The organism is Ruegeria sp. AN11 (assembly GCF_056536005.1).
The window spans coordinates 2,775,919-2,792,518 of the sequence record NZ_JBQFJD010000001.1; the positions used below are offsets into that span (position 1 = coordinate 2,775,919).

At 58.0% G+C, this 16,600-nt stretch carries 17 protein-coding genes and 1 tRNA gene; 7 read left to right on the plus strand and 11 right to left on the minus strand.

The window, feature by feature from the left end:
* Window positions 1-72 precede the first annotated feature (72 nt).
* From petA to ACR3EQ_RS13695, 3 genes are read left to right on the plus strand one after another with little or no spacing between them, the layout of a single operon-like run.
* On the plus strand, window positions 73-657 hold the full coding sequence (gene petA, locus ACR3EQ_RS13685) for a ubiquinol-cytochrome c reductase iron-sulfur subunit (RefSeq protein ID WP_170612564.1): 585 nt from the start codon (window positions 73-75) through the stop codon (window positions 655-657).
* An 11-nt stretch (window positions 658-668) separates the two neighbouring features.
* Window positions 669-2,000, plus strand: a complete 1,332-nt coding sequence (petB, locus tag ACR3EQ_RS13690) for a cytochrome b (RefSeq protein WP_170612566.1) — start codon at window positions 669-671, stop codon at window positions 1,998-2,000.
* A 17-nt stretch (window positions 2,001-2,017) separates the two neighbouring features.
* Complete coding sequence (locus ACR3EQ_RS13695; protein ID WP_170612568.1) at window positions 2,018-2,803, plus strand: cytochrome c1; 786 nt, start codon at window positions 2,018-2,020, stop codon at window positions 2,801-2,803.
* A gap of 141 nt (window positions 2,804-2,944) precedes the next feature.
* Here the strand turns inward: ACR3EQ_RS13695 and mtaB are convergent, their stop codons facing one another.
* Both mtaB and dapF read right to left on the minus strand, forming a co-directional pair.
* Entirely contained in the window at window positions 2,945-4,201 is a 1,257-nt protein-coding gene (gene mtaB / locus ACR3EQ_RS13700) for a tRNA (N(6)-L-threonylcarbamoyladenosine(37)-C(2))-methylthiotransferase MtaB (protein ID WP_170619050.1), read from the minus strand.
* Window positions 4,198-5,040, minus strand: a complete 843-nt coding sequence (gene dapF / locus ACR3EQ_RS13705; RefSeq protein WP_170612571.1) for a diaminopimelate epimerase — start codon at window positions 5,038-5,040, stop codon at window positions 4,198-4,200. The genes mtaB and dapF overlap by 4 nt, the downstream gene beginning before the upstream one ends.
* 209 nt (window positions 5,041-5,249) lie before the next feature.
* Between dapF and ACR3EQ_RS13710 the strand changes: the two genes are divergently transcribed.
* From ACR3EQ_RS13710 to ACR3EQ_RS13720, 3 genes are all read left to right on the plus strand, one after another.
* Window positions 5,250-5,325: transfer RNA gene (locus ACR3EQ_RS13710), tRNA-Lys, on the plus strand.
* A gap of 134 nt (window positions 5,326-5,459) precedes the next feature.
* On the plus strand, window positions 5,460-6,239 hold the full coding sequence (locus ACR3EQ_RS13715; protein WP_152459508.1) for a hypothetical protein: 780 nt from the start codon (window positions 5,460-5,462) through the stop codon (window positions 6,237-6,239).
* Window positions 6,232-8,067, plus strand: a complete 1,836-nt coding sequence (locus tag ACR3EQ_RS13720) for a 7-cyano-7-deazaguanine synthase (protein WP_254705321.1) — start codon at window positions 6,232-6,234, stop codon at window positions 8,065-8,067. Before ACR3EQ_RS13715 ends, ACR3EQ_RS13720 begins: the two co-directional genes overlap by 8 nt.
* 3 nt (window positions 8,068-8,070) lie before the next feature.
* Here the strand turns inward: ACR3EQ_RS13720 and ACR3EQ_RS13725 are convergent, their stop codons facing one another.
* The 9 genes from ACR3EQ_RS13725 to ACR3EQ_RS13765 form a co-directional block, all read right to left on the minus strand.
* The gene (locus ACR3EQ_RS13725) at window positions 8,071-9,129 is read right to left on the minus strand and encodes a tyrosine-type recombinase/integrase (RefSeq protein ID WP_480490932.1); all 1,059 of its coding nucleotides are present in this window, start codon (window positions 9,127-9,129) and stop codon (window positions 8,071-8,073) included.
* Window positions 9,107-9,613: a helix-turn-helix domain-containing protein gene (locus ACR3EQ_RS13730; protein WP_480490934.1), complete on the minus strand. Its 507-nt coding sequence runs from the start codon at window positions 9,611-9,613 to the stop codon at window positions 9,107-9,109. Before ACR3EQ_RS13730 ends, ACR3EQ_RS13725 begins: the two co-directional genes overlap by 23 nt.
* Window positions 9,613-9,816 carry a helix-turn-helix domain-containing protein gene (locus ACR3EQ_RS13735; protein WP_058272705.1) on the minus strand — a complete coding sequence of 68 codons (204 nt, stop codon included), beginning with the start codon at window positions 9,814-9,816 and terminating at the stop codon, window positions 9,613-9,615. The genes ACR3EQ_RS13730 and ACR3EQ_RS13735 overlap by 1 nt, the downstream gene beginning before the upstream one ends.
* A 386-nt stretch (window positions 9,817-10,202) precedes the next feature.
* Window positions 10,203-10,631, minus strand: a complete 429-nt coding sequence (locus tag ACR3EQ_RS13740) for a DUF4345 domain-containing protein (protein ID WP_171103612.1) — start codon at window positions 10,629-10,631, stop codon at window positions 10,203-10,205.
* A gap of 28 nt (window positions 10,632-10,659) precedes the next feature.
* Entirely contained in the window at window positions 10,660-11,487 is an 828-nt protein-coding gene (locus ACR3EQ_RS13745) for an SDR family oxidoreductase (RefSeq protein ID WP_171103614.1), read from the minus strand.
* A 125-nt stretch (window positions 11,488-11,612) separates the two neighbouring features.
* The gene (locus ACR3EQ_RS13750; RefSeq protein WP_171103616.1) at window positions 11,613-12,626 is read right to left on the minus strand and encodes an AraC family transcriptional regulator; all 1,014 of its coding nucleotides are present in this window, start codon (window positions 12,624-12,626) and stop codon (window positions 11,613-11,615) included.
* Window positions 12,627-12,824: 198 nt separating this feature from the next.
* Window positions 12,825-13,652: a Rossmann-fold NAD(P)-binding domain-containing protein gene (locus tag ACR3EQ_RS13755; protein WP_171103618.1), complete on the minus strand. Its 828-nt coding sequence runs from the start codon at window positions 13,650-13,652 to the stop codon at window positions 12,825-12,827.
* 228 nt (window positions 13,653-13,880) lie between these two features.
* On the minus strand, window positions 13,881-14,495 hold the full coding sequence (locus ACR3EQ_RS13760; RefSeq protein ID WP_171103619.1) for an isochorismatase family protein: 615 nt from the start codon (window positions 14,493-14,495) through the stop codon (window positions 13,881-13,883).
* 40 nt (window positions 14,496-14,535) lie between these two features.
* A complete protein-coding gene (locus ACR3EQ_RS13765) occupies window positions 14,536-15,402 on the minus strand; it encodes a pirin family protein (RefSeq protein ID WP_171103621.1) in 867 nt (288 codons plus the stop codon).
* Window positions 15,403-15,513: 111 nt separating this feature from the next.
* On the opposite strand from ACR3EQ_RS13765, the gene ACR3EQ_RS13770 reads away from it, so the two are divergent.
* Window positions 15,514-16,434 (plus strand): LysR substrate-binding domain-containing protein, encoded by a 921-nt coding sequence (locus ACR3EQ_RS13770; RefSeq protein ID WP_217350601.1) that lies wholly within the window; start codon window positions 15,514-15,516, stop codon window positions 16,432-16,434.
* The last annotated feature ends 166 nt before the right edge of the window (window positions 16,435-16,600 follow it).

Consider the following 16,600-nt stretch of genomic DNA (forward strand, 5'->3'; position numbering starts at 1 on the left):
GACGCCGTATTTGATGCGGTGCTGATGCATGTTTGCCCGGTCCACCCGGGCGTCGGAATCGGAGAAAACCTCGTGTCCCACGCAGAAGACCACGAAGGCACCCGCAGAGATTTCCTCTACTACGTCGCTGGCGGCGCAGGTGTCGTTGCAACGGGGGCGGCCGTCTGGCCCCTGGTCAACCAAATGAACCCATCGGCAGACGTTCAGGCGCTGTCCTCGATCCGCGTGGATGTCAGCGGGGTTGAGCCGGGTACGCAGCTGACAGTCAAGTGGCTGGGCAAGCCCGTGTTCATCCGTCACCGCACCGGTGCCGAGATCCAGGAAGCGCAGGAGCAGGACGCCGAAGGCGTTGACGCTCTGCCGGATCCGCTGGCCCGCAACTTCAACCTGAACGCTGATGCGCCGGCAACCGACGCCAACCGCGTCATGCCTTCGCCCGAAGGCGAAGCACCGGGCGCATGGATCGTTCAGATGGGCGTCTGCACCCATCTGGGTTGCGTACCTTTGGGTGATGCCGGCGATTTTGGCGGCTGGTTCTGCCCCTGCCACGGTTCGCACTATGACCTTGCCGGTCGTATCCGCAAAGGCCCCGCGCCTGAAAACCTGCCCGTTCCGCCCGCGGAGTGGACGGATAACTCCACCATCAGACTCGGCTAAGGGAGACCCAGATGTCCGGAATTCCCCACGATCATTACGAGCCGAAGACAAACGGCGAAAAGTGGCTGAACAGCCGCCTTCCCATCGTCGGCCTGCTGTATGACACCCTCATGATCCCGACCCCCAAGAACCTGAACTGGTGGTGGATCTGGGGCATCGTTCTGGCGTTCTGCCTGGCGCTGCAAATCGTCACCGGCATCATCCTGGTGATGCACTATACTCCGCATGTCGATCTGGCCTTTGCCAGCGTCGAACACATCATGCGCAACGTGAATGGCGGCTACTTTATCCGCTATCTGCACATGAACGGCGCGTCGCTTTTCTTTGTCGCGGTCTATATTCACATGTTCCGCGGCCTGTTTTATGGCTCGTACAAAGCCCCGCGTGAGATCACGTGGATCATCGGTATGCTGATCTACCTGATGATGATGGGCACTGCCTTCATGGGCTACGTTCTGCCCTGGGGTCAGATGTCCTTCTGGGGTGCGACCGTGATCACCGGCCTGTTTGGCGCGATCCCGTTCATTGGCGATGCGATCCAGACCTGGCTGCTGGGCGGACCCGCCGTAGACAACGCCACGCTGAACCGCTTCTTCTCGCTGCACTACCTGCTGCCATTCATCATCGCGGCGCTGGTCATCGTGCACATCTGGGCCTTCCACACCACCGGAAACAACAACCCCACGGGTGTTGAGGTGCGTCGTGGCTCGAAGGCCGAGGCAGAGAAAGACACGCTGCCGTTCTGGCCCTACTTCGTGATCAAGGACCTGTTTGCGCTGGCCGTGATCCTGGTAATCTTCTGGGCGATCGTCGGTTTCATGCCGAACTACCTGGGCCACCCGGACAACTACATCGAAGCCAACCCGCTGGTTACGCCTGCGCACATCGTTCCCGAATGGTACTTCCTGCCGTTCTACGCGATCCTGCGGGCGTTCACCGGTGAGGTCTGGGTTGTTCAGTTCGCCAGCTTCATCACAGGCGGTATCGTCGACGCCAAGTTCTTTGGTGTGATTGCGATGTTCGGTGCGATCCTGGCAATGGCTCTGGCACCCTGGCTGGACACGTCGACCGTGCGTTCGGGCAAGTACCGCCCGATGTTCAAATGGTGGTTCTACCTGCTGATCATCGACTTCTTCGCCCTGATGTGGCTGGGTGCGATGCCCGCGGAAGAGCCTTACGCAACCTTCTCGCTGATCGCGTCCGCCTACTGGTTCGCCTATTTCTTCGTGATCCTGCCGATCCTGGGTGTTATCGAAAAACCCGAGGCGCAGCCGGAAACCATCGAAGAAGACTTCAACGCGCATTATGGCAAGGCAGACGCCGACGCCACGCCGGCCGAGTAAGAAGAGGGACCGGAAACATGTTCAAGAAACTTGCAATCGGTGCCGCGTTTGCCATCGCCCTTACCCCTGCTGCGTCCTTCGCGGCAGGCGGCGGCGAGCAGCACATCGAAGACTTCGACTTCTCGTTCGAAGGCCCCTTTGGCACCTGGGATCAAAACCAGCTGCAGCGTGGTCTTCAGGTCTACACTGAAGTCTGTGCGGCCTGCCACGGCCTGAGATACGTACCCCTGCGCGACCTTGAGGCGCTGGGATATTCGGAAGAAGAAGTCATCGCCTATGCGGCTGGCAACTTTGAAGTGTTCGATCCCGAGCTGGATGATTTCCGTCCGGCAATCCCGACGGACCACTTCCCGGCCAATGACGGCGTTGGCGCACCGGACCTGAGCCTGATGGCCAAGGCCCGTGCCGGCTTCCACGGCCCTTACGGGTTGGGCATCAACCAGCTGTTCAAAGGCATGGGTGGTGCGGAATACATCGCCTCGCTGCTGGATGGCTATACCGGTAAGGAAAAGGAAGAGGCAGGTGCGGTTCTGTACGAAAACACCGCCTTCCCGGGTGGCTGGATTTCGATGGCACCGCCGCTGGCCGAAGATCAGGTGGAATTCGCCGATGGCCACCCTGCCACCGTCGAAGCCATGTCCGAGGACATCGCCGCCTTCCTGATGTGGACCGCCGAACCGAAGATGATGGATCGCAAGAATGCCGGTTTCGTTGGCGTTCTGTTCCTGTCGGTGCTGTCGGTTCTGCTGTATCTGGTCAACAAGCGCCTTTGGGCACCCCACAAAGGCAAGAAGCTGCACTAAGCACTGACCCGCAAAGAACGAAGAAACCCCCGCGCCATTGGCAGCGGGGGTTTTTTGTTGTGATCGGAGTGAAGGGGCCAGCCCCTTCTTGGCCTGCGGCCAATTCAACCCCGGGATATTTCTGGCCAGATGAAAAGCGGATCAGGCTGTCAGTTGAGTGTCCGTGTTGCCCCTAATGGTGGCGGTCACGATCTTGCCTTCGGTTTGCGGTGTGGAAAACGTCACTTCGGTGAACTGCTCGGTCCGGCCCATGTTCGGGTTCTCCATCAGGATGTGATGGGTTCTGCCGATCTGGGCGGTCAGGTGTTTGGAGACCTGAACCGCTCCTGCCGCGCGTAAACGGGCGGCGCGGTCTTTGATGACATTGCCGTTGATCTGCTGCGGTATTCGGGCCGCCGGAGTGCCATCGCGTTTGGAATACGGGAAGACGTGCAGCCAGGTCAGGTCGCAATCTTTGACCAGCTTCAGCGAGTTCTCGAAATGCGCTTCGGATTCGGTTGGGAAACCCGCGATGATATCGGCGCCAAAGGTCATATCGGGGCGCAGTTTGCGGGCCTCTTCCGTGAAGCGAATTGCATCATCGCGCAGGTGGCGGCGCTTCATGCGCTTCAGGATCAGATCGTCGCCATGCTGCAACGACAGGTGCAGATGCGGCATCAGGCGCGGCTCGGTCGCGATCGCTTGCATCAGGTTTTCATCCACCTCGATGGAATCAATCGAACTTATCCGCAGGCGCGGCAGGTCCGGTACCAGCTTCAGAATGCGCATCACCAGATCACCCAGCTTGGGCTGCGCCGGCAGGTCTGCCCCCCACGAGGTCAGGTCTACACCCGTCAAGACAACTTCGTTGTACCCCCGCTCCACCAGCCGTTTGATCTGGTCGACCACAACGCCCGCCGGGACGCTACGCGAATTGCCACGGCCATAAGGGATGATGCAGAAAGTGCACCGATGGTCACAGCCATTCTGGACCTGCACATAAGCGCGCGAGCGCGTGCCGAACCCGTCGATCAGGTGCCCGGCGGTTTCGGTCACGGACATGATGTCGTCGACCTGCACGGATTCGGTCTCGCCGATGAAGTCGGCAGCCATGCTTTTCCATGTCGCGGGCTGCATTTTTTCGGTATTCCCGATCACCGCGTCGACCTCGTCCATACTGGCAAATGTCTCGGGCTCGGTCTGGGCCGCACAACCGGTGACAATCAGACGCGCATTGGGGTTTTCGCGCCGAAGCTTGCGGATTTCCTGCCGTGCCTTGCGCACCGCCTCGGCCGTGACCGCACATGTGTTCACGACAACAGCATCTGTCAGCCCTGCCTCCTGCGACAGTTCTTTCATCGCCTCGGTTTCATAGGCGTTCAGGCGGCAGCCCAGTGTGGTGAATTTGGGCGGGTTCATCCCAGCGACCCTAGGAATTCGGGCGTCAACGTACCCGAGAAGACATGGCAGGTCGGCCCGGTCATCCAGACGCCATCCTCGCGCCAGTTGATCCAGATTGTTCCGCCGTCCAGTTCGATCTGAACCTTGCGCCCGGTCAGGCCCCGGCGCGCTGCCGAAACCGCCGTCGCGCAGGAGGACGAGCCCGAAGCCAAAGTGATACCCACGCCACGCTCCCACACGCGCATACGCAAGTGATCCGGACCGATGACCTGCACCACCTGTACATTGGTGCGTTCGGGGTAAAGGGGATGATGTTCGTATCGCGCGCCGAACTCCGTCAGGGGAATCGCCTCGGCATCCTCGACAAAGAAGGTACAATGCGGGTTGCCCATACCGGTGGCGCTCGGGCTGCCCTCGATCGGCAGTTCCAGCGTATCGACCTCTTCTGCGAGCGGAATCTCATGCCAGTCCAACTGCGGAGGCCCCATGTTCACTGCAGTCAGCCCGTCGCCCACATCCCGCGCAACAAGCGTGCCGCGTTCTGTTGTCAGGGTCAGGTTGGATTTTCCGGTCTCCTCCATCAGAAACCGGGCAATGCAGCGGGTGGCATTCCCGCAAGCCGCAGACGTCGACCCATCTGCATTGTAAAACACCAGATGCGCGTCTTCTTCACCTTGCTGAATGACGGCAAGCTGGTCGAAACCCACACCCATCTGACGATGCCCGATTCCCCGCGCCAGGGCGGGCGTCATCTCCACCGACGCCGCACGTGCGTCGAGAATGACGAAGTCATTTCCCAGCCCGTGCATCTTCATGAAGGGCAATCCGGTATCGAGTCTCAGCTGCATGGCGCGCATATAACCCTGCGCAGGACATGAATCCAGTCTGACAGGGAGATTCGTAAAAAAAGGGGTTGACCCCCCTGCGCCACCTGCCTAATTAGGCCGCCTATCGGGTCGCCTGAAACACTGATTTTTCAAGCGGAACGAGGTGCAAAAAAGGTCTTGAACCCAACCGGGAACTTGCCTTAAAGAGCGCCACGGATCGACGAGATCCAAAAAAGAGTGGGCCGTTAGCTCAGTTGGTAGAGCAACTGACTTTTAATCAGTGGGTCGCAGGTTCGAATCCTGCACGGCTCACCACTGTTTTCAAAGACTTACGAGGCGATCTCATGCCTAACACTCGCTTCGGGTAAGCGCAGGGTAAGCGAAGGCCGCCATTTTTCCCTTTACATTCGCCTGATGGTTGAATGACTCTTCAGGCGAGGGAGGAACGGATGGGACACATCAGGCTTGGCACTTTGCCTCGATCCAGGAAGTGGCGCGAGGTCGTTGATCTGATCGCAACCGATGCGTCAGTCGAAGAGATCGCCGAGGCCGCAGCGGATGCATCTGAGAGCGATCTCGCACGGGCGAGTCGTGACCCCAGGTTTCAGTTTGTAAGTGATCTCCTCGTGAGGCTGCCTTTGCTTGCAAGGGCTCCTGGCTTCGAAGACGCTTTGGCTGACTTGGGCATTGCGACGTCGGAGCTCGGTTCAGTGACCGGCTTGCTGGCCGGTTTGGATCGTGCCATTGATCGCAACAGCTTCGATCTCCGAAGTTCCTCAGATGCAGGAGAATTGGCGAAGGTCGCGCTCTTGGAAAGCCTTTCCGTTCAGCTGCACGACCGGTTGCCATCCCTGTTTGAACCGACACCGCAAGAAATTCGCCAAGCACTCGCGAGCTTCGCCTCGGGTGATGCATTTGCGAGACTCTCGCGGGATTTCTTTGCCCGGCTGACATACCGCTCGCTAGACTATTATCTGAGCCGGGAACTCGCCAATCACACTGGCGAGGATCGACGCTTTTCCACCGATGCACAGCGAGTGACATTTCAAAAAGCCCTCGCCCAGCACACATTTGAAGTGTCTAGAATTGTCGAAGAATATGCAGGCGGCTGGTATGGCAAAACCGTCTGGCAGAAGCAGGCGCTTGATCGCGATGCAATAGACAAGTTCACAGCTTACGCGTTCAAAAAGATGCGCTCGGAGTTTGGGCGCCGTCGCGCCGTTGTCTGAAGTTGAAGTCAGATGGTTGCCGCCGCTGACAAAAAGCGGCGGTGATGAAGTCCTGCGTCTCGACATTGCTGGCCGCGAAGTCGCAATGACGCTGCGGATTGGACAATTGAACCGTCAATTGGTCGAGGCCCTGCAGGATCGTGCACTCGATTTGCTGGAGATTGCCGCGCTTGTCTATTGCGCGGACGCGGCAGTCAGCCGTGGTGGCCCGGCGGATCAGAAGATGGGTGAGAAGTGGCACAGACGGTTCGTAGCCACCATGCCGGTACGCGATCTGGATTTCTGGCAACGTGAGAGCGTAATACAGGCTCTGGAAGAAACGTTGATGTTTCTATCCGGCGACCGCTTTGAATTTTCTTTTTCGACCAAAGACGAACCGGATGCAGAGCGATCGCGCTTCTTCAAATTCGGCCGAAATAGTTCATGGACGCCCCACCGCGTCCTGATGTTTTCCGGCGGGCTCGATTCCTTTGCGGGTGCTGTGGAAGAAATCGTAGAACAGAAGCATCGGGTTGCTTTGGTCAGTCATGCCTCTTCCACGAAAATAGCGCCAGTCCAGAAACGGCTGATCTCAGCGTTGAGCAAACGGTACGGACCGGAAACGTGCCGTCACATTCCCATGACCGCCCAGTTGAAGAGCCGATCGACCGCGGAAAGAACGCATCGCACACGCTCATTCCTGTTTGCGGTACTTGGGTCGATCACTGCAACGGCCTTTGGACTGGACCGCGTGTCGTTCCATGAAAACGGGGTCGTGAGCCTCAACCTACCGCCGGTCGGCAACGTCGTTGGAACACGAGCGACGCGAACCACGCATCCAAAGACACTGAAGCTGTTCACCGGTCTTCTGCGGCTTGTTTTCGAGAAGGATATGCGGGTCGACAATCCATTCTTCGCGCGCACAAAAGCAGAAGTCGTGGAACGCATTGCGCAACTGGGGATAGCAGACCAGATTATCGAGACGCGTAGCTGCGTTGATGTGCATAATCAAACCCATCAATACTTCCATTGTGGGCGCTGTTCGCAGTGTATCGATCGGCGGTTCGCGATGCTTTCAAAGGGGTTGGAGCGATTTGACCCGGAAGATGCCTATCGCGTGGACCTTATGTCGGACGCTCGACCGAACGGGACCGACCGGGAGATGGCGTTGTCCTATGTGCGCAATGCAGTGTTGTTTGAAAACGCCACGCCAGATGCACTGATCCGAAATTTCCCCGTTGTGTTGGATGCGGTCAATCACCTCGACAATCCGCCAGACACAGCCATGGTGATGATCGCAGATTTGCTGAACCGCCATGGAAAGGCGGTCACATCGGTGATGCGCAGAATTCTTGAAAGCAAGTCACCCGGTGAGTTCCCTGAACAGAGTTTGCCAAGACTATATGGTGCGATGCAGAGCGCCTTGTCCTTGCCTTTCGTGCCGGCTCCCTCAGTTGATAAAAACGAGAAAGAGAAACCACCGCTGACCATAGAAATCGACAAAACCTCACGTTTGGTTTTGATCGGCGAACATATTGAGCTTAAGAAAAACGCCACAGCGGATCTGTTGATCGTTTTGGCTGAAGAGTGGCTCCGTGCGGCAGGCAAAGGTCTCGAACCTTTGGAGTATCCCTGCTTGAAGTCTGGCGACCTCGTCGAAAAATTAGGCGTTGAAACCAGCGAAGTCGTTAGGCGGAGAATACTGACCGCGCGAAGAACGATTGCAAAGAGATTCGAGTCCGCTGGTCTGTCAGTTGATAAGCCCCAAGAGTTGATCGAAAATCTCTCTTGGAACGGATACCGGCTTGCTCCCGAGCGCGTGGTCGTTCGGGTCCGTCACCGGAGTTGATCATTAATCAATAACCGCGTCCTCGTCTGGCAACGGTCCACGGCGGCGAAACCGCCCCATCAGTTCGACCTGACGGCCAAGTGAAACAGAACCATAGGAGCTGAACGTCGTCATCACGTCGTCGTGTCCCATATTCTGCGACCAGGCTTTATAGTCCTCTGGTGTCCTGCAGTGAAGTTTTGCCAGCTCTGCGATCGTATCTCGCACGCGGTGCGGCGAAAACGGTGGCAGCCCGGCGTTGACGAAAGATTGCTTGAAGATCCTGGCCGCAGACGACGGGCCGGCCCACGGCTCGCGCGCGATACCTACTGCCTCAAACCGTCTGGACGGGCCAACAGCGACGCGTGTCTTTGGGAACAGAGGATCCGTGTCCGAGAAAAGATGGTCCTGACGAAGCTCCGTGATCCAGTCTCGCAGAATCCTTTCGACATCATCACCGAAGGGAAAGAAACTGGTCGTGAAGGACTTTCCAAACTTTGTATCCACGGAACGGCCGTCAAACTGAACGCATTTATTGGCTAGATCGACATGACGCAGCCGCACGGTGATGGCGGCACCTTCACGTGATCCGGTCAGAAGCAAGAAGGCGATCAGCGCACGATCACGGCGCTGGATGACTGTTTCTATGGGCATCTCAGACAACAGGCGTTCAACCTGTTCGGGAGACGGATGCGGTTTCCAAAGGGTGCCGCGACGGGCCTGTTCCGATTTGCGATCCGGTGTGAGATAGGCAATGTCGGCGCGGGAGATCCTGGACTTGTACCCCGGTTGGTCCGCCATCCAGTCAAAGAACTTCATGACGTCGCGCAGCACGCCGTTGATCGTGGCAGGCGACAATGAAGCGCCTGTGCGGTCATTGCGTAGACCTTGCAGATGGCGTTTGAACGCGCGCGCCCTTTCTGAATGGAACGCCCTGTAATCCTTACCTTTGAGCCATCTGTCATAGATGGCAATCGACGCTGCGGCTTTGTCGATCGAAGATTGCGACAACCCCTTTGCGTCCTTCAGCCAGACAAGGTGTTTGCGCTTGATGCGCAGGTTATCCGAGGTGTGTTTTGGCATGGGTCTCGGGCTCCTCTTTCAAGGTCACTCTTGAATGGGGTTCGGTACAGGACACTAATCTTGGGGAGGCTTGTTGAAGTGTGACCTCCAGTTTGGCCTGAATGGCTTCCAGATCTGAACGGCGAATGATCTTGTTCATGACCGCACCACACGTCGGACAGAGGGCTGTTAGGCGGCCGCTGGAAGCTGTTTCCTGAACATAGTCAGCGATCTTGCCGTCGGGTTCGCGCGGACCTCTGCAGCTGAGGCAGTAGCAGTGATGCAATGCCAACTTGCACCGCGGCTTGCGTTGTCTTTGTCCGAGGAAGTCCTTGATCACATGTCCTTCGATCAACCAGGGCTTGCTGCTGGTATCAGCCGCAAGTCCGTTGTTCCCAATCCAGCGAATGACGGTCTGGCGATGACAGCTCAAAACGTCCGCCACCTCCCAGACTGTGTAGACAAGGTGCGATTTGACTTTGTGTGAGGGGAAGGACTTTGCCATTACACACCCTCCCCGGAAATCGGTCCGCATGTATTCTGGCAGACCTGCGCCTCCTCAAAGGCTTCGATCACGCCTTCATCGTATAAAACGCGCGCGCCGATCTTCAAAAACCTGGGGCCCTTTCCGAGCCAGCGCCACTGCTCCAGCGTCCGCGGCGACATGTGCCACCGCTCCGCCAGCTGATCTTGTGTCAACTTGGGCATATCAACCTCAATTGCTCACTGCGGCACGAGGAAGTTCGGTCCGCTTCTGTTGAACAAAGTGAGGGATCGGATCTCTAAAATCTGTGGCCGCCGCCAATAAAGGCGTGACACATGCCAGGGCTAAATCATTGATATTATGTGACTTGAATCAGAAAGGTGTGACCCATCCGCAAAATGCGTAACCTTGCCACCCAAATCGCAGGGAGTCAGCGGCTGCAAATGACCCGAAAGCTGACGTTAATCAAAAATGCTTGGAAGACGGCTTCGAGCCCGAAGCAGCCTTAGCCGCGCAGGGCGCCAATGGCGGCTTTCTTCGCTGCCTCTTCGGCAAAACATGGATTTGGCGGTCCCGGCATCCCGGAACCGCCCACGAGTTGACAGACCGTTTAGCCAGGCAGGTCGACAAGCCGCTCCCGGCTGGAGCCCGCTGTGCGCATCGGCTTAAACGCGGCGAGCAGAATGGCTGCGATGATGATCTCAAACGCCAGAGCGCTGATCACGCTGCCGGACGGCATGCCATCCATGACAATGCCCACGATGCGCCCGAGGGGGAAGGCGAGGAAGACCGTGAGCGCGACAGCAAGCGCGATTGGAGCCATGGCCACGCTGACGACGCCTGCCAGCATAAGTGCCCCAAATACCGCCAGTCCTGCGCCGGGTGCGCGAAGCTCGTTCAGTAGGTTGGGGTCCTGTCCAAGCGAAATGCCGTAGCCGGCATAGAAGGCATGAGGCGCCAGAGTGATCAAGGTGCCGATAGCCAGTGCCGTGAGGCCGCTGATCCCGAGAGTGATCTTCTGAAAACGTGTAAGTTGCATGTTTCTTGTTCCTTTTGGTTTGACTTCGTTAGGCCGCCTTGGCCCATTTGCCCGCTGCTGCAGCGGCTTGTGCGAATTCGGTGAAGTCGCGGGGTGCCCGACCGATGGCGCGCATCACGCCGTCGCCGATCTTGGCATTCCGACCGTCGAAGGTTTCGCGCGCGATGCTTGTGACGATATCGGCGAAGACGGTTCCGCTCGTCGCCTCAAGCTCGGCATGGAAATCCTCGAAAGAGATCGGCAGATAATCGACACGCCGCCCCATCGCACCGGACAGTATGTCGGCGACCTCAGCGAAGCTCAGCAACCTTGGACCCGTGCATTCATAAGTCTGGCCGGAGTGGCCAGCGCCCGTTAGTGCCTCGACAATGACATCAGCAAGATCATCGATATCAATAATGGGCTCTTCAAGATCACCACCGGGCATCGGGACGACACCTTCCATTGCCGGCTCCCAGAGCGACCCTTCCGAGAAGTTCTGCGCAAACCAGGCAGAGCGGACGATAGTGAAGTCCAGACCGGACTTGGCAATCACCTCTTCGCCGAGTTGCGCATGGTGTTCGCCACGGCCGGTGAGGATGACCAAGCGCTCGACACCGCACGACGCAGCGACACGGGTGAAGCGCGTCAGGTTCTCTACGGCGCCCGGGAATGCGTAGTCTGGATGATAGTTGACGTAGACCGCTCCCATGTCACGCATGGCATTCTCCCATGTTGTTGGATCGTCCCAGTCGAAGGGGGGCTGCGCTTTGCGCGACCCTAAGCGGGCATCGTGCCCCGCCGCCTTGAGCCGGGCCAGCACGCGGGACCCGGTTTTTCCGGTCGCGCCTGTAACGAGGATTGGTTTGGATGTCATGTTTGGTCTCCCTTGATTGACGTGATGACCAAGGGATAGCCGTCGCTAGGCGCGACCGTATTTGCATCGGACGCCAGTGTTTGGGCTCAAGACGCCAACGCCAATTCGATGGTTTGAGTTTAGACTTAAGCGCCGCGACGATAGTTTGCTGGCGTTTCTCCGCGCCAGCGTTTGAAGGCCCGAGTGAACGTGCTCTGATCAGAGAATCCGGTCAAAAAGGCGATCTCTGCTAAGGCATAATCCGTGCGCCGCAGCAGTTGCTCGGATAGTGATTTCCGCGCGTCTAGCACCAAGTCTTGGTAGGCCAGACCATCTGCGGACAGACGGCGCTGCAAAGTCCGGGTACTCATACCCAAACGCTCTGCCACCTCCGCAAGCGTGGGCACACCTTCGCTGAGCGTCTCACGGATCTGATCCAAAATACGCCGCTCAAGCTCGGACGTGTCATTGATCTGGCTAAGCTGGGTGTCGAGATGTGTCTCAAAAAACTTGGACATGCCATCGTCAGACAATCGGTTTACCTGGCTTGCTGCTGCCGTAGTGACTTCAAGTGCGTCGCGCCCAGCATTGAAATGAATTGGACAACGAAAGTGCTCTTGATACACGCCGTCATCCTCGGGACGGTCCGCCAAAAGATGAACGGCGACTGGGGAGAACTCATCGCTGCCGACTTCCCGGCTAAGAGACAGCGCTGCGGCTAGAGCCAGTTCATTGGTCATCCTGAGGCCAGGACGCCTGTCCCGTCCTTGAATGACTTCCATAAAGACCGACGTCCCCGACCGTTCTACGCGGAAATTGGCAATCGAGGTCACGACCTTCCCGTAGCGTTCGACACGAGCATAGGAGCCGAGAAGATTAGGGGCAGATTTGAAGGCAAGCCCAAAAGCGCCGTAGTCATCGCATCGCATTGACGCGCCCACGTATATCGGAACGGATCGACCGAGATCACCAAGGTGCGCGATGCGCTCTAGTAATCCAAAAAAGTCGCCATCCAAGATCATCGCGCTGGGATCAGCTGGAGCCGACGGGTCCAACCCAACGCTTGCGAAAAGTGCCAACCGTTCATCTGTATCGACGCATTCAAGAGCGACCGCAGCATTTAGTGCTTTGTGTACGAAGACCGTCGAAATCCATCCCATTCGGCGAGGATAACTGAAGACGCCCAAGCTGCAAATTGGCACCCATAGCACAAACTCTCGCGGTTAGTGCCTTTGCTTGCGTTCTCGCGCCTCAGCAGAATTGGATGAGACAGAAGAGAATGGTCGACATGGGCTTACTCCAGTTTGCGGGTGGTGCGGCAGGAGCGCAGAGTCTCCCGCCGATTGATCTGGGGTGGATCAGGCAGCCGCAGACCAGGCGCCTGCTTCCATGGCGGTCGCGGCGAATTCTGCGAAGTCACGCGGCTTGCGACCCAAGGCGCGCTCGACCCCGTCCGCACTATGGGCGTTGCGCCCGTCGAGCGTTTCACGCGCGATCTGTGTGAAGACGTCGGCCACGAAGTCCCCGCCAGCAGCTGCGACATTGGCGTGGAAGTCCTCGAACGCGATGGGGATATGCTGGATCGGGCGGCCCAGAGTGGTGGAAAGGATGTCAGCCATTTCGGCAAAGGTCATCAGACGCGGGCCAGTGACCTCGTACCGTTCACCCAAATGCCCCCCTTCGGTCAAAGCGGCGACAACCACATCGGCAATGTCGTCGATATCGATGATCGGCTCCGCAATGTCGCCACCTGGCATCGGCAGCACACCGCCAAGGATCGGGTCGCGCAGATAGCCTTCGGAGAAGTTCTGCGCGAACCAGGCCGCGCGCACAATGGTAAAGGGAACGCCAGAGTTGCGGATCACGTCCTCGCCCATGCTGGCGAAGTGTTCTCCTCGGCCGGACAGCAATACGATGTGTTGCAGGCCGGTCTCCAGAGCGACCTTGGCAAAAGCCTCCAACTTTTCCACCGCGCCCGGGAAGGCAAGATCGGGGAAGTAGGTGACATAGGCTTTGGATACGCCGGTCAGGATCGGGGCCCATGTGCTTTGGTCTTCCCAATCGAAGGGGGTTTCAGAGAGGCGCGTGCCACGACGAACGGGCAGGCCCTTGGCTTCAAGCTTGGTTACAACGCGCGATCCGGTTTTTCCGGTGGCGCCAATTACGAGGATGGGTTGGTTGGTCATAGTCATCTCCTATGGTGAGCTGAGAGCTCGTTGGTTGTGTTGAATTGGAATGGAGTTGGTCGGATGGCTGCTGAGGTTAAAGAAACTCAGCGGCCGCCAGTCCCATCGCGACAAAGCAAACAAGCGATGGGAGATAGATCACGTAGAACTGGACTTGCGATCCCCGGTGCAGACGCGAATTGCGGACCAGCTGCCAGCGTTGGGTTCTATGAGTTTCGCGGCGCATCGCTAAACACTCGCCCGAACTTGGCCGACTAGGATCGACCAATCCATGCCCAAGGCGCTATAGACGTCACCGGCCTGCGCGTTCGCATTATCTGCAAGAATTTCGATCATCAGGCTGGCACCATCCGCGATGACAACTCCGGCTTGTGTAAGCCGGTGCAAAGCCGTCTCACGCTTTGTCATGTTAAACGTCCCGCTGGCATCGACGGCGATGTAGGCGTCGAACCCTTCGCGCACGGCCCGCATCGCGGGAAACGCGGCGCAGACTTCCAGCGACAGCCCGGCGAAGATCAGTTTGCTTCGCCCGGTTGCGCGAATGGCCTCTTCCACCCGTGGATCGTCCCATGCGTTGACCGTTGTTCGGTCGATAAAGGTCTGATCTGGCAAGGCTTCCTGCAATTCCGGAATAGCAGGCCCCCATAAAGTCTCTGACGATGTCGTAGTCGTGACAATCGGCAGGCCGAGCGCCTTTGCGGCTTTGGCCAAGCCGACGATGTTGAGTTTGAGGTCCGCGATAGAATAGTCGCGGATTCCAGTCATCAGTCCCACCTGATTGTCGACAAATACAACGGCGGCATTGTCACGGGTAAGGGGTTCCGGGTTGTTCAGTTTCGTCACGGTCTTCTCCTTTTAAGGTTGTTGTTGGGTGGTGTTGGTTTCAGTCAATTGATCCAAGGCGACCGGCTCGGTAGTCAGCCTCGACAGCGTCAAGCTCTGCCGCGTTGCCCATGGCGAATGGACCCCGTTGAACAAAGGCTTGGCGCAGGGGGTGTCCTCGAAACAGGACGGCATGAGCGCCCTCTTCGGAGGAAAATGAGATGTCCGCGGCACCTGCAAATGCGATGGCTTTGCCAGGTTCGAGGTCGGCAGACCCTGCGTTCCAGGTCACAGTGGAGGTGCCGGTGATGGCCAAGACCCAGGCGTGTTGGTCGCTGTTGCCGTTGTGCGTGAACTGACCGCCGGGCTGCATGTTGATATCCAGGAGCGTAAGCGGAACGTCGGGCGCGACCCCACCCATGACACCGTTGCTGTCCCCAAGTATCAGCCGCGCGGTAGAGCGGTCGCCTGCAAGCTTTGGGATGTCCTTGGCTGCGAGGTGAAATGCAGATGGCGCGTCGTGCCGGTTCTCTGCGGGCAAGTTGACGAAGACCTGCAATGCGTGGGTTCTGGCATCGGGCCCCGGCGCTTCGTCATGTAGGGCGCCGCGCGCGGCCTTGAACCAATAGAGATCGCCAGGCGCCAGCTCGAGGTCATTGCCAAGGGAGTCGCGGTTGCGGAACGCGCCTTCGCTGTCCTCAAACATCACGGTCACAGCAGACAGGCCTGCGTGCGCGTGGGGCCCGAACGTGGGCTTTGTCGCGTAGAAGTGGTCCACCATGATCAGCGGGTCCATCAGCCCCTGGAAGTCCGCGTGCTGGTAGCTTTGAGCCACAAAGCCATCGCCGATGGTGATCTTGCGACCGTCGCTTTGTGCATGTGTTTCACAGGGGGCGCCTGCGAGTGTGTCGATAAGTTGCTTGGTCATGTCAGTCTCTCGCTTCTGTTGAATTTAGAATATGAGCGAGACAATCAGCGGAAAATCGGTCAATATCAGGACTTATCGTTCTACACATGGAACAATAGGATGAGGCATAGCATGGACCTTAACGACGCCTTCTACTTTGTTCATGTTGTTGAAAAGGGCGGATTTTCCGCCGCAGCCCGGTCGTTGAACATTCCCAAGTCCCGGCTCAGCCGCCGTGTGCGGCAGCTTGAGGAAGACCTTGGCGTGCGCCTTTTGCAGCGCACATCGCGCATCGTCACGACGACAGAGATCGGCGAAGACTACTACCGCCACGCGCAAAAGGCCCTCGCACAGTTCGAAGTCGCCGAAACCGCCGTCCGTCGCAAAACCAACAGGATCGAAGGCACTGTGACCGTGTCCTGTTCCGTGGGGATGGCGCAGTTCGGTCTGGACCAAATCTTACCGCGTTTTCTTCAGGACAATCCTGGAGTGACCGTTGTCCAGCGCGCCTCGAACCGGATGGAGGATTTGATCAAAGGGGGGATCGATATGGCGATCCGCGGACACATGGACACTCTGCCCGACTCGAGCCTCATCCAAGTGCGACTGGCACGGGTGAAATGGCACTTGTTCTGCTCGCCGGACTACCAGATCACACTCGATCCGTCAGATGATCCGGCCGGGCTTGCAAATCACCCGGCCCTGGTTCTTGGCAGACCCGGAGCGACGCACCAATGGCTGCTGAGCGATCGTGACGGGCAAAGCGCATCGATCCCCTGCAAGGTGCGCTTTGCAAGCGATGATATGTCAACGCTCAAAAACGCGGCGGCTTTGTCCTTGGGGCTTGTTGCCCTGCCTTCCTACGTGTGCCAACAAGAGGTTGAAGCCGGATCACTTGTGCGCGTATTGCCGGGTTGGACGGCGGGAACCCCACAAATCAGCCTCCTGATGCCTTCGCGGGAAGGATTGTTGCCTGCGTTTGAGGTGTTGCTTGATTTCTTGAAGCGTGAATTACCAACCGTTCTGGCCGGCGATGCACCAGCGGACACGTAACAGCGGCTCCAACGGGATTGAACCTCCCGCGTCCAGCTGTAGCATTTCACCTTCCTTTGCGGCTGAGCTTGGTAATTCTCGTTCAGAGAAGGAAAACAAGCAGACATTAGAGCGGGGGAGATCAATGGCAGTTTTGTCCGCACAGCAGGCATTCAGATGAAATCCG

Bases quoted from the DNA above. Each gene is read 5' to 3' on its own strand.
- petB (WP_170612566.1), top strand. From the start codon at position 669: ATGTCCGGAATTCCCCACGATCATTACGAGCCGAAGACAAACGGCGAA.
- ACR3EQ_RS13695 (WP_170612568.1), top strand. From the start codon at position 2,018: ATGTTCAAGAAACTTGCAATCGGTGCCGCGTTTGCCATCGCCCTTACC.
- mtaB (WP_170619050.1), bottom strand. From the start codon at position 4,201: ATGAACCCGCCCAAATTCACCACACTGGGCTGCCGCCTGAACGCCTAT.
- dapF (WP_170612571.1), bottom strand. From the start codon at position 5,040: ATGCGCGCCATGCAGCTGAGACTCGATACCGGATTGCCCTTCATGAAG.
- ACR3EQ_RS13715 (WP_152459508.1), top strand. From the start codon at position 5,460: ATGGGACACATCAGGCTTGGCACTTTGCCTCGATCCAGGAAGTGGCGC.
- ACR3EQ_RS13725 (WP_480490932.1), bottom strand. From the start codon at position 9,129: ATGCCAAAACACACCTCGGATAACCTGCGCATCAAGCGCAAACACCTT.
- ACR3EQ_RS13730 (WP_480490934.1), bottom strand. From the start codon at position 9,613: ATGGCAAAGTCCTTCCCCTCACACAAAGTCAAATCGCACCTTGTCTAC.
- ACR3EQ_RS13735 (WP_058272705.1), bottom strand. From the start codon at position 9,816: ATGCCCAAGTTGACACAAGATCAGCTGGCGGAGCGGTGGCACATGTCG.
- ACR3EQ_RS13740 (WP_171103612.1), bottom strand. From the start codon at position 10,631: ATGCAACTTACACGTTTTCAGAAGATCACTCTCGGGATCAGCGGCCTC.
- ACR3EQ_RS13745 (WP_171103614.1), bottom strand. From the start codon at position 11,487: ATGACATCCAAACCAATCCTCGTTACAGGCGCGACCGGAAAAACCGGG.
- ACR3EQ_RS13750 (WP_171103616.1), bottom strand. From the start codon at position 12,626: ATGGGATGGATTTCGACGGTCTTCGTACACAAAGCACTAAATGCTGCG.
- ACR3EQ_RS13755 (WP_171103618.1), bottom strand. From the start codon at position 13,652: ATGACCAACCAACCCATCCTCGTAATTGGCGCCACCGGAAAAACCGGA.
- ACR3EQ_RS13765 (WP_171103621.1), bottom strand. From the start codon at position 15,402: ATGACCAAGCAACTTATCGACACACTCGCAGGCGCCCCCTGTGAAACA.
- ACR3EQ_RS13770 (WP_217350601.1), top strand. From the start codon at position 15,514: ATGGACCTTAACGACGCCTTCTACTTTGTTCATGTTGTTGAAAAGGGC.